Source organism: Mesorhizobium sp. Pch-S (assembly GCF_004136315.1).
Lineage (GTDB): Bacteria > Pseudomonadota > Alphaproteobacteria > Rhizobiales > Rhizobiaceae > Mesorhizobium.
Genome location: NZ_CP029562.1, coordinates 3,787,757 through 3,799,617, shown reverse-complemented (window position 1 = coordinate 3,799,617; position 11,861 = coordinate 3,787,757). Strand labels below are relative to the sequence as shown.

The window sequence follows — 11,861 nt, the reverse complement described above, 5'->3', positions numbered from 1 at the left end:
CCGTTATCCTCATCCAGTCGCGAGCGCAACCGCGGGATCGGGTCAATGATTGGCTGTGTTGTGTGGCGGGCGCCGGAAAGCAGCTGCTTCCCGGCACACCGGAGGCCTATTCGGCCGCCACGCTCATGCGGGCGCGCTCCATCTCCTGCAGCGCGCGGCGATACTCGACCGGCATGACTTTCCGGAATTTCGGCCGGAAGCTCGCCCAATTGTCGAGAATCTCCTTGCCGCGCGTCGAACCGGTGAAGTGCACGTGGTTCGAGATCAGCTGGTAGAGGCGCTCCTCGTCATGGCTGGTCATGTCGCCTGACACGTCGACGCGGCCCTTGTGGTCGATGTCGCCGCCGTGATGGAGCAGTTTCTCCATCAGGTCGTCCTCTTCCGGGACCGGCTCGAGCTCGACCATGGCCATGTTGCAGCGGAGCGCGAAATCGCCCTCTTCGTCCAGCACATAGGCGACGCCACCCGACATGCCGGCGGCGAAGTTGCGGCCGGTCTTGCCGATGACCACGACCACACCGCCGGTCATGTATTCGCAGCCATGGTCGCCGACGCCTTCGACGACGGCCGCTGCACCCGAGTTGCGCACGGCGAAACGCTCGCCGGCAACGCCGCGGAAGTAGCATTCCCCTTCGATCGCGCCGTAGAGCACGGTATTGCCCACGATGATCGAGTCCTCAGCGACGATCTTGGCATCCTCCGGAGGCCGAATGACGATGCGGCCACCCGACAGGCCCTTGGCGACATAGTCGTTGCCGGCGCCGATCAGCTCGAACGACACGCCCCGTGCCAGGAAGGCGCCGAAGGACTGGCCGGCGGTGCCGGTCAGCGTCACCTTGATGGTGTCCTCGCGCAGGCCCTTGTGCCTGAAACGCTTGGCGACCTCGCCCGACAGCATGGCGCCGGCGGAGCGGTCGACGTTGCGGATCGGCAGTGCGATCTCGACAGGTTGCCGCGTCTCGAGCGCAGGCTTGGCCTGTTCGATCATCTGGCGGTCGAGCACGTCATCGATCGGATGTTTCTGGCGCTCGGTCCAGTGCACGGCCTCGCGCGGCGCCTCGGGCTTGTAGAACATCTTCGAGAAGTCCAGCCCGCGTGCCTTCCAGTGGTTGATGACCTCACGCTTTTCGAGAAGGTCGGTATCGCCGATGATCTGGTCGAGATGGGTGTAACCCATTTCGGCCAGCAGCTCGCGCACCTCTTCCGCCACATAGAAGAAGTAATTGATGACGTGCTCCGGCGTGCCCTTGAAACGCTTGCGCAGCACAGGATCCTGGGTGGCGACGCCAACCGGGCAGGTGTTCAGGTGGCACTTGCGCATCATGATGCAGCCTGCCGCGATCAGCGGTGCGGTCGAGAAGCCGAACTCGTCGGCGCCCAGCAGCGCACCGACGATGACGTCGCGACCGGTGCGCAGGCCACCGTCGACCTGCAGCGCCACCCTGGAGCGCAGGCCGTTGAGCACCAGGGTCTGATGCGTCTCGGCCAGCCCCATTTCCCAGGGCGAACCTGCATGCTTGAGCGAGGTCAGCGGCGAAGCACCGGTACCACCGTCATAGCCGGAGATGGTGATGTGGTCGGCGCGGGCCTTGGCGACGCCCGCGGCAACCGTGCCGACACCCACTTCCGATACCAGCTTCACCGAAACGTCGGCGGCCGGGTTGACGTTCTTCAGGTCGTAGATCAGCTGCGCCAGATCTTCGATCGAATAGATGTCGTGGTGCGGCGGCGGCGAGATCAGGCCGACGCCCGGCGTCGAGTGGCGAACCTTGGCGATGGTGGCGTCAACCTTGTGGCCAGGCAACTGGCCGCCTTCGCCGGGCTTGGCTCCCTGCGCCACCTTGATCTGCATCATATCGGAGTTGACGAGGTATTCGGCGCTCACGCCGAAACGGCCCGACGCCACCTGCTTGATCGCCGAACGTTCGAGATTGCGACCGCCACCAGGCAAAGGCAAATAGCGATCCGGCTCCTCGCCGCCTTCCCCCGTATTCGACTTGCCGCCGATCGTGTTCATGGCGATTGCCAGCGTGGTGTGGGCTTCCCGCGAGATCGAACCGAAAGACATCGCGCCCGTCGAGAAACGCTTCACGATCTCGGCCGCCGGCATCACCTCTTCCAGGGCAACCTTCTTTCGGCCGGTCTCTTCAGCCAGCTTGACGCGGAACAGACCACGGATCTGCTGGGCGCGCGCCGTCTCGCTGTCGATCTGCTGCGAGAATTCCTTGAAGGTCGACCACGAGCCCTTGCGTACGGCATGCTGCAGCGTGGCCACGGCATCAGGCGTCCACATGTGGGCCTCGCCGCGCATGCGATACATGTACTCGCCGCCTACCTGCAGGCCGGTGCGCAGCACGGGATCATCACCAAAGGCATCGCCATGGCGTGCCACCGTCTCTTCCGAAACCTCGTCGAGGCCGACGCCTTCGATAAGGGTCGCGGTGCCGGTGAAGTACTTCTCGATGAAGTCGCCCTTCAGGCCGACGGCGTCGAAGATCTGCGCGCCGCAATAGGACTGGTAGGTCGAGATGCCCATCTTGGACATCACCTTGAGGATGCCCTTGCCGATCGACTTGATGTAGCGCGACACGACTTCCGAAGCGTCTACCTCTTCCGGCATTTCGCCCTTCTTGTGCATGTCGAGCAGCGTATCGAAGGCGAGGTACGGGTTGATCGCTTCTGCACCATAGCCGGCAAGGCAGCAGAAGTGGTGCACTTCACGCGGCTCGCCCGACTCCACGACCAGACCGACCGAGGTACGCAGCCCCTTGCGGATCAGGTGGTGGTGCACGGCCGCCGTCGCCAGCAGCGCCGGAATAGCGATGCGATCCGGGCCGACCTGGCGGTCGGACAGGATGATGATGTTGTAGCCGCCGGCAACCGCCGCTTCGGCACGATCACACAGGCGCTCGACCGCACCTGCCATTCCCGCTGCCCCTTCGGTGATCGAATAGGTAACGTCGATGGTCTTGGTGTCGAAACGGTCCTCGGTGTGGCCGATGGAGCGGATCTTCTCCAGGTCGCCGTTGGTCAGGATCGGCTGGCGCACTTCCAGCCGCTTCTTGCGGGAGGAGCCGACCAGATCGAAGATGTTCGGCCTCGGTCCGATGAAGGACACCAGGCTCATCACCAGTTCCTCGCGGATCGGGTCGATCGGCGGATTGGTGACCTGGGCGAAATTCTGTTTGAAATAGGTGTAGAGCAGCTTCGACTTGTCCGACATCGCCGAAATCGGCGTGTCGGTACCCATCGAACCGACGGCTTCCTGGCCGGTCACGGCCATCGGCGCCATCAGCAGCTTCAGGTCTTCCTGGCTGTAGCCGAAGGACTGCTGGCGATCGAGCAGGGTGACATCCTTGCGCAGCGCACGCGGCTCCACCGGGTTCAGGTCCTCGAGCACCAGCTGGGTGCGCTTCAGCCAATCCTTGTAGGGATGCTGCGCCGCGATCTCCTTCTTGATCTCCTCATCCGAGATGATGCGGCCCTCGACCAGGTCGATGAGCAGCATCTTGCCGGGCTGCAGGCGCCATTTGCGCACGATGTGCTTTTCCTCGACGGGCAGCACGCCGGCCTCGGAGGCCAGGATGACGCGATCGTCGTCGGTGACGATGTAGCGCGCCGGCCTCAGGCCGTTGCGGTCCAGCGTTGCGCCGATCTGGCGCCCGTCGGTGAAGCAGACGGCGGCGGGGCCATCCCACGGCTCCATCAGCGCCGCATGGTATTCGTAGAACGCCTTGCGGTCGGCATCCATGGACTTGTTGCCGGCCCAGGCTTCCGGGATCAGCATCATCATCGAATGCGCCAGCGTGTAGCCACCCTGGAACAGGAACTCGAGCGCATTGTCGAAACACGCCGTGTCCGACTGTCCTTCATAGGAGATCGGCCACAGCTTGGAGATGTTGTTGCCGAACAGTTCGGAATCGACCGAGGCCTGGCGTGCCGCCATCCAGTTGTTGTTGCCGCGCACGGTGTTGATCTCACCGTTGTGGGCGACCATGCGGTAGGGATGCGCCAGCTTCCACGATGGGAAGGTGTTGGTCGAAAAGCGCTGGTGTACCAGGATCAGCGCCGTCTCGAAGCGCGGATCGGACAGGTCCTTGTAGTAGGCGCCGACCTGGTAGGCCAGGAACATGCCCTTGTAGACGATGGTGCGCGCCGACAGCGACACGCAGTAGGAGCCGATGTCCTTGTTGTTGTGCTCGGCATAGATGCGGCCCGAAATCACCTTGCGCAGGAGATAGAGGCGCGCTTCGTATTCCTCGTCATTGTCGATGTCGGGCGTACGGCCGATGAACACCTGGCGATGGAATGGCTCGGCGGCTGCAATATCGGGCGCCTTGGACAAGGAGGAATTGTCGACCGGAACGTCGCGGAAACCGATGAGCGGCAGGCCTTCCGACTGCGCCGACTCGGTGATGATGGCGTCGACATGGGCGCGCAGTTCCGGATCTCGTGGCATGAACCAGTGGCCAACGCCATACTGGCCGGCCGGCGGCAGCTCGATGTCCTGCTTGGCCATCTCCTCCCGGAAGAAACGATCCGGGATCTGCACGAGAACGCCGGCACCATCGCCCATCAACGGATCCGCACCCACGGCGCCGCGATGGGTGAGGTTCTCCAGCATGAACAGGCCGTCCTTGACGATCTGGTGCGACTTCACGCCCTTCATCTGGGCGATGAAGCCGACGCCGCAGGCATCATGCTCGTTGCGCGGATCATACATGCCCTGGGCCGAGGGCGATCGGTCGAACAGCCCGGTAGTCGGATTGGTGGTGGTTCGCAGAGCGGTTTTGACGGTGGCCGCTTTCGTCTGTGCAACCGGGGCAAAAACCGTCGTCACAGATGGCGTCACTTCCGTCATCGTCCTATCCTCTGTTCTGCGCCACTCGGGCGCTTCTTCTCCATGGGAAGCTTGACACTTCCCTCTCCACACTTCTCGCACCTGTCGCGAAATCCTGGCGAACCATGCCGGGCATCGTCCGGCCGCGGTCGGCCTGTCATCGCACGCCACTCGTGGCGGCAGCCGGACCAGCGTCTATCTTACGCCAATCCAGCCTGGTTGGTATCGGTAAATAAGACAGCAATGCTGTCCTAAATTCGTATGACAGAAATCCCGGCACCGCACAAGACCGATTCGGAAATTTTCCAGCCGATTGGCGAAAGAAAATTACGCCAGACCCATCACCACAGAAACTTTCTGGCCCGATAGCGCAAATGACTTCTGGCTCCAAACATCTGGCCAGTGCTGGACCTTGCAGACCGGGCCGGAATGCCGTCATGGTTCGCGCCTTCCCCGAATTTCCAGGAAATGGGCCCTGAAAGCATGTTTTTTGCCTCCGACAACTGGGCCGGTGCCCATCCCAAGGTTGCCGCCGCACTCAATGCGCACAATACCGGCTTTGCTGCGGCCTATGGCGACAGCGATCTCGACAAAGCAGTCGCGCAGCGCTTCAGCGAGATTTTCGAACGCGAGGTCGCGATTTTCTTCGTAGCCACCGGTACCGCCGCAAACTCGCTTTCGCTTACCGCCTACAACAAGCCCGGCGGCATCACCTTCTGCCATCGCGAATCGCACATCGTCGAGGACGAGTGCGGCGCACCGGAATATTTCACCGGCGGCTCGCGGCTGCGGCCTGTCGACGGCGCGCTGGGCCGCATCGACCCGGCGGCCCTGGAGCAGGCGATCCAGCGCTTTGCCGGAGAAAACGTTCATGCCGGCAGGCCGATGGCGATCTCCATCACGCAGTCTACCGAAACAGGCACGGTCTACGGACTGGATGACATCGGGGCCATTTCGAGGATCGCCAGCCGCTACGGCCTGCCGCTGCATATGGACGGCGCCCGTTTTGCCAACGCTCTCGCTTCGCTGGAGGCAAGCCCAGCCGAAATGACCTGGAAGCACGGTATCGACATCCTCTCCTTCGGCGGAACCAAGAATGGCTGCTGGTGTGCGGAAGCGATCGTGCTGTTCGATCTCGACCGCGCCAAGGAGCTCGCCTTCCTGCGCAAGCGTGCCGCGCAGCTCTTCTCGAAGTCGCGCTTCATCGCCGCCCAGTTCGACGCCTATTTCAGGGACGGGTTGTGGATGGAAACCGCGCACCACGCCAATGCCATGGCCGGGCGGCTGGCAGCCGCGATCGAGGATGACGAAAACTCCAAGCTCGCCTGGCTGCCGCAGGCCAATGAGGTATTCGCTATCCTCGACAGGAAGAAGGCCGAGCGGCTTCTTGCTTCGGGAGCTGCCTTCTACGACTGGCACAAACCGCACGGGTTCGACGGCCATATCGCCGAAAACGAAGGGCTCTACCGTTTCGTGACCAGCTTCGCCACCACCGAAAAGGACGTCGATCGTTTCGCCGAACAACTCAGGACCTGAAGCCCAGTCGAAAGCAACTGCCATGACGGTGATGTATCAGGTCGACGCCTTTTCGGATCGGATATTCGGTGGCAATCCGGCCGCCGTGCTTGTTCTCGACGACTGGCTGGCTGAAGAGACCATGCAGTCCATCGCTGCAGAGAACAATCTGGCCGAAACCGCCTTTGCCCGGCCGAATGGCAGGGGCTGGGACCTGCGCTGGTTCACGCCGGTCCATGAGGTCGAGTTTTGTGGGCACGCCACGCTGGCGACCGCGCATGTACTTGCCGCGCATCACGAGGTGATCGGCGAAATGGCCTTCTCGACACGCGTCGGCGAACTGCGTGTTGCCCGCGCCGACGGCGGCTATCGCATGGATCTGCCCAGCTTTCCTCCGGAACCACTGCCGGACCTGCCTGCGCCGATCGCCGAGCTGTTCGCCGATATCGACCACAGAGCCTTTCGCAATTTCGAGAACATCTTCGTCGAACTGCCGGATGAAGCGGCTGTCCGCGCCTTCATCCCGGATCTGACAAGAATCGCCACCCTGAAACTGCAGGGCCTGGTCATCACCGGCAAGGGCGATGGCTACGACTTCGTTTCACGCTATTTCGCGCCGGGCGTCGGCATTCCGGAAGACCCTGTTACCGGCTCGATCCACGCGACACTTGTTCCGCATTGGGCGAGCAAGCTTGGCAAGACCCATCTGTCGGCATTCCAGGCTTCAGCGCGCGGCGGCCATCTCCTGTGCGAACTCTCCGGCGATCGCGTGCTGATCACCGGCAAGGCCGTGACCTTCATGAAGGCGGAAATTCATCTGCCATGATGTGCCCGTGTGGAATTTTATGTAAGAACATCACCATCACCTGATAGCTCCAGAGAAAAGACCATGCCCTCGACCGAGCTCCTCATCGCCTTTTTCGTCACCACGTCGGTTTTTGCCTACATCCCGGGGCCTGCCATGCTGTACGCGACAGCCCAGACCATCGCGCGCGGCCGCTGGTCGGGTTTCATGGCAGCGGTTGGCATCCATCTCGGCTGCACCGTGCATGTGGTCGCGGCAGCCGCAGGTCTCTCGGTGCTCTTCCACGCCGTCCCTGTTCTTTATCTGCTGGTGAAGCTCGCAGGTGCGGCCTATCTGGTCTGGCTCGGTATCTCGATGTTTCGCGCAAGGTCCGACGGCGGAGAGATCAACCCACATGCCATCGGTGCGAAATCGGGCCGCCGCGCATTCGTGGAGAGCATCACCGTCGAGGTGCTCAACCCGAAAACGGCGTTGTTCTTCCTGGCCTTCCTGCCCCAGTTCATCGATCCCTCGGCATCGTTCCCGGTCTGGGTGCAATTCCTGATCCTCGGCAGCCTTGCCAACCTGATCTTTTCCTCGGCCGACATCGTCTGCGTCCTGCTCGCCGGCGTCATCGTCACGCGCCTGAAGCGCTCCAGTGGCGCCCAGCGGCTGATGCGCCGCGCCGGCGGTGCGCTGCTGGTGGGGCTTGGCGCACACCTGGCATTGCAGAGGACCTGACCTCAGCCCATCGTCACCTGCGGGAAGCCCGAACGGAGCCGGTCGAACTTTTCCCGTACCCTCTTGACTTAAAGTTCACTTGAACTTGTAGAACCCCTGCCAAGTCGATCCGGATGCCACGGGGCCCGGACACGCAGAGGGAAGCAACCGCTCGCCATCAGGGGCCGGATTGCCAGCCCAAGAGGATGGAGACGAGGCATGACGATGGTGCAATCGATGGTCCCGGCGACAACCGCACGATCGGTTATCGGCCGCAAGATAACGCTACTCATGGTCGCGACCTTGACGATCATGGCCGGCACCACGATCTCGCCCTCGTTGCCCGCCATCGAGACGCACTTTGCCGATGTCGACGGTGTCAAACTGCTCAGCCGTATGGTGCTGACGCTGCCGGCCTTGTTCGTTGCCTTCTGCGCGCCGCTGATTGGTGGTCTTGCTGATCGCTACGGCAGACTGCGCCTGCTGATCGGCTCGATCCTGCTCTATGGCCTCTCTGGTATTTCAGGCCTCTTTGTCGACAGCCTGCCGGCGCTGCTTGCCGGTCGCGCCGCACTCGGCATCGCGATCGGAGGCATCATGACGCTGACCACCGCGCTCGTCGGCGACTATTTCAGCGGCAGCGAGCGCGAGCGTTATCTGGGATTGCAGCAGGCCTTCACCGGCATAGGCGGAGTTGCTTTCGTCGCCGCAGGCGGTCTTCTTGCCGACTATCACTGGCGCGCCCCTTTCGCGATCTACGCTGTGGCATTCGCCATCATCCCCGCAGCAGTCGCATTCCTCACCGAACCAGGGAGGTCGACGCCAAACGACCGGCACGCCACCGACAATGCCTCCGGAGACGCGGTCCGCTGGCTGTCGGTCGCGGCGCTGTGCGCGCTCGCCTTCCTCGTCAACATGATCTTCTATTTCATCCCGCCGCAGTTGCCTTTCTACCTGCGTGCGGCCGGTATCGGCGCCGCAAGCAATGCCGGCTTTGCGCTCGGTCTGCACAATCTGGTCATGGCGGGTTCAGCGCTTGGCTATGGCCGGCTACGCGCCAGGCTTTCCGTGCCGGCGATCTTCGTCATCGGCCTTTGCCTGATGACCTTGGGATTTGTGTTGGTCGCCTTTTCAACGACGATGCCTTCGGTTCTGTTTGCCATGGCGGTTGCCGGCGCGGGTCTCGGTCTCACCATCCCCAACCTGATGTCTGGCATCATCGCGCAGGCCAGCCCGGCCACCCGCGGACGGCTGGCCGGCATGGTAACAGCGTCGATGTTCATCGGTCATTTCACCTCGCCCTTCGCCAGCCAGCCTCTCATCGACACCGTCGGCTTTCAGGAGAGCTATCTCGCTGCGGCCTGCGGCCTCGCCGCCCTTGCCATCATCTGTGGGGCCATTGCGCTCAACCGCAAAAGCGGCGGGTAAGACCACTGGCCGTCCAAATCGCAACAAAAAAGCGGCGCCGGAAGGCGCCGCTTTTTGTCTCGGGAGGGAGGCTTGCCGCAACCTGGAGCGTTTCCGTTTTTTCACGGAAACGCTCCAGGTTTTTGTTTTCGCCGCATTCTTGTAGCGCCAAGTGATTCCACTTGGCTACAAAATGCTCCGGGGCTTAGTTGGCCGCCTTGGCTTCGATCTGCTTGGTCTTGGCCGGAGCAGCCGAGATCGCGATCTTGCGGGGCTTCAGCTCTTCGGGAATGTTGCGCTTCAGGTCGATGTGAAGCAGGCCGTTCTTGAGCGCAGCGCCGACGACGTCGACATGGTCGGCCAGCTGGAAGCGGCGCTCGAAGGCGCGAGCGGCGATGCCGCGATAAAGTACTTCCGAACCTTCGCCGTTGGTCTCGTCCTTGCGCTCACCCTTGATGGTCAGCACATTGCGGTGGGCTTCGATCGAAATCTCGTCATCCGAGAAACCGGCGACGGCCATGGAAATCCGGTAGGAATCCTCGCCGGTGCGCTCGATGTTGTAGGGCGGATAGCTCTGGCCACCTTCAGGCTGGGCCAGTGAATCCAGCATCGTGAACAGACGGTCAAAACCGACGGTCGAGCGATAGAGCGGGGAAAAATCGACATGACGCATGGTGTGTTCTCCTGTTGAGCAACATGGTTTGCGTAATGGTCCAGGCGAAACCCTTGAGGCGTTTCCAATGAACCAGCGACCCCGACATCGGCGGCCGCAGCAGACATCTGGGGGTGCCGGAAAGAGGTTTCAAGACATTCGGTCGAGGTTCCTGGCGCCAGTTCCAGATGAACGGCAGATGAACCACCTCTTCTGCCGCCGTTCAGACGGCTGACACTACCTTCCTCCCAACATCGCAATCAGCGGCAGAACAGCGCCGCGACGAAGCCGAGCCGGGTGCAACGTCCCTTCCTCCCGGATCGACAGGAGCCGGAAGCGCTGCGTCACGCGCTTCCGGCTTCAGACGTTCTGGCGACCTGCCGCGCCACCGGATTTGCTTTGCATTTTAGCGGATAGCCTCTATCACCTGCTGGGTGGCCCGCCTGCGGGTGCGAACACTTGAAGCGCCCGATGACGGATCTCTTCTACGAACTCGACGGCAATCCCGTCCCGGAAAACGCCTTTACCGGCTTCCTCACCACGCGCGACCGCAAACAGATCCGCTTCGCCAGGTTTTCTGCCACGGCCAGGCCGCTGAAAGGTACCGTGGTGGTCCTGCCCGGCCGCAATGAATGCATCGAAAAATATTTCGAGACCGTGCGGAACCTGACCGGCCGCGGTTTCGGCGTGGCCATGCTCGACTGGCGTGGCCAGGGCGCTTCCGACCGCCTGCTCAAGAACCCGCAGCGCGGCTATGTGAAGAGCTTCCAAGACTATGCCAGGGATCTCGAGCAGCTGTTCACGGAAGTGGTCCTGCCCGACTGCCGCGGACCCTATTACATCCTCGCGCATTCTGCCGGCGCTCTCGTGGCCTTGCTCGCCAGCGCCAACATGGTCAACCGCGTGCAGCGCATGGTGTTGATCGCACCTTTTCTCGACCTGCCCGATCAGCGGGTATCGATGACGACCGTACGTCGCCTCGGCGGTGTCCTGACCTGTCTGGGCCTTGGCCGCCTCTATGCGGCCTGGGGGCCGCGCAAGGCCTTGCCGACTCCGTTCGAACGCAATCTGCTGACCAGTGATCCCGAGCGCTATCGTCGCAACACCGGGCTGTATCAGGCCTATCCGCAGCTGGCACTTGGAGGCCCCACGGTTCGCTGGCTGCGCGCTGCCGCCGTCGCCACGGAAACCGTGCGCGACCCTGAATTCATGGCTGCGATGAAGATCCCGACTTTGATCATCGGCGCCGGCAACGACCGTGTCGTTTCAACCCGAGCGGTCGAGCATTTCGCCCGCCACATCCGGCTCGGTTCCTTTGTCATGATCGACGGTGCCAAACACGAGATCCTGCAGGAGAAAGACTATTACCGCGAGCAGTTCCTGGCAGCTTTCGACGCCTTCATACCAGGCAGCGAGGCGCAGGCAGAAGCAGCCCTGGGTTGAATTGCGGAACACGAGACAGGAACAGCCAGGATGACCCGCAACCTGCAGTTTGTCGTGTTGGCTGGCTCGTTGTTCGCCACTGCTTTGACAGCGCCCGCGCTGGCCGATGAACCGGAGCGCGTGGTGCAGGAATGGTATCGGCGTCTCTCCGAATCCGACATAGCCGGCCTTGCCGGTCTCATTGCGCCAAACGCCGTCTTTCACACGGAGGCTTCAGGCAAGTCGCAGAGCCGCGAGGAATTCATCGCCTATATGGACCAGTCTCAGGATGTCCTGGCCAACGCCGAGATTCGCCACAAGCTGCGGGAAAAAGACGAGACGACGATCACGATGATCGTCTGCTACGATTTTCAGCCGGGCCTCACGCTCAACCGGGAAACCTACAGCATCGCCGACGGCAAGATTGTCAACGCACGCCAGAAGCGCCTGGCCGAGGATTGCGACGGTTTCTAATCAACGACGCAGGCCCTCGAGGCATTTTGACCTCAATCGGACCTCCA

General features: G+C 62.2%; 8 protein-coding genes. 6 read left to right on the top strand and 2 right to left on the bottom strand.

Features of this window, described 5'->3' with window-relative positions:
• Window positions 1–106: 106 nt before the first annotated feature.
• Complete coding sequence (gltB, locus tag C1M53_RS17845; RefSeq protein ID WP_129413453.1) at window positions 107–4,861, bottom strand: glutamate synthase large subunit; 4,755 nt, start codon at window positions 4,859–4,861, stop codon at window positions 107–109.
• Window positions 4,862–5,323: 462 nt separating this feature from the next.
• Here gltB and C1M53_RS17840 point away from each other — a divergent pair, with 462 nt between their 5' ends.
• The 4 genes from C1M53_RS17840 to C1M53_RS17825 all read left to right on the top strand — a co-directional run bounded on the left by C1M53_RS17840 (window position 5,324) and on the right by C1M53_RS17825 (window position 9,287).
• Window positions 5,324–6,376 carry a low specificity L-threonine aldolase gene (locus C1M53_RS17840; RefSeq protein ID WP_129413452.1) on the top strand — a complete coding sequence of 351 codons (1,053 nt, stop codon included), beginning with the start codon at window positions 5,324–5,326 and terminating at the stop codon, window positions 6,374–6,376.
• Window positions 6,377–6,398: 22 nt separating this feature from the next.
• A complete protein-coding gene (locus C1M53_RS17835) occupies window positions 6,399–7,181 on the top strand; it encodes a PhzF family phenazine biosynthesis protein (RefSeq protein ID WP_348629993.1) in 783 nt (260 codons plus the stop codon).
• Window positions 7,182–7,244: 63 nt separating this feature from the next.
• Window positions 7,245–7,880, top strand: a complete 636-nt coding sequence (locus tag C1M53_RS17830) for a LysE family translocator (RefSeq protein WP_129413451.1) — start codon at window positions 7,245–7,247, stop codon at window positions 7,878–7,880.
• A 198-nt stretch (window positions 7,881–8,078) separates the two neighbouring features.
• Complete coding sequence (locus C1M53_RS17825) at window positions 8,079–9,287, top strand: MFS transporter (RefSeq protein ID WP_129413450.1); 1,209 nt, start codon at window positions 8,079–8,081, stop codon at window positions 9,285–9,287.
• A gap of 184 nt (window positions 9,288–9,471) precedes the next feature.
• Here the strand turns inward: C1M53_RS17825 and C1M53_RS17820 are convergent, their stop codons facing one another.
• Entirely contained in the window at window positions 9,472–9,939 is a 468-nt protein-coding gene (locus tag C1M53_RS17820) for an Hsp20 family protein (protein WP_129413449.1), read from the bottom strand.
• Window positions 9,940–10,389: 450 nt separating this feature from the next.
• Here C1M53_RS17820 and C1M53_RS17815 point away from each other — a divergent pair, with 450 nt between their 5' ends.
• Entirely contained in the window at window positions 10,390–11,361 is a 972-nt protein-coding gene (locus C1M53_RS17815; protein ID WP_129413448.1) for an alpha/beta hydrolase, read from the top strand.
• Between the two features lie 30 nt (window positions 11,362–11,391).
• Window positions 11,392–11,814 (top strand): nuclear transport factor 2 family protein, encoded by a 423-nt coding sequence (locus tag C1M53_RS17810; RefSeq protein ID WP_129413447.1) that lies wholly within the window; start codon window positions 11,392–11,394, stop codon window positions 11,812–11,814.
• Window positions 11,815–11,861: the final 47 nt, after the last annotated feature.

Coding starts and splice junctions, on each gene's coding strand:
- gltB (WP_129413453.1), bottom strand. CDS start 4,861: ATGACGGAAGTGACGCCATCTGTGACGACGGTTTTTGCCCCGGTTGCA.
- C1M53_RS17810 (WP_129413447.1), top strand. CDS start 11,392: ATGACCCGCAACCTGCAGTTTGTCGTGTTGGCTGGCTCGTTGTTCGCC.
- C1M53_RS17815 (WP_129413448.1), top strand. CDS start 10,390: ATGACGGATCTCTTCTACGAACTCGACGGCAATCCCGTCCCGGAAAAC.
- C1M53_RS17825 (WP_129413450.1), top strand. CDS start 8,079: ATGACGATGGTGCAATCGATGGTCCCGGCGACAACCGCACGATCGGTT.
- C1M53_RS17820 (WP_129413449.1), bottom strand. CDS start 9,939: ATGCGTCATGTCGATTTTTCCCCGCTCTATCGCTCGACCGTCGGTTTT.
- C1M53_RS17830 (WP_129413451.1), top strand. CDS start 7,245: ATGCCCTCGACCGAGCTCCTCATCGCCTTTTTCGTCACCACGTCGGTT.
- C1M53_RS17835 (WP_348629993.1), top strand. CDS start 6,399: ATGACGGTGATGTATCAGGTCGACGCCTTTTCGGATCGGATATTCGGT.
- C1M53_RS17840 (WP_129413452.1), top strand. CDS start 5,324: ATGTTTTTTGCCTCCGACAACTGGGCCGGTGCCCATCCCAAGGTTGCC.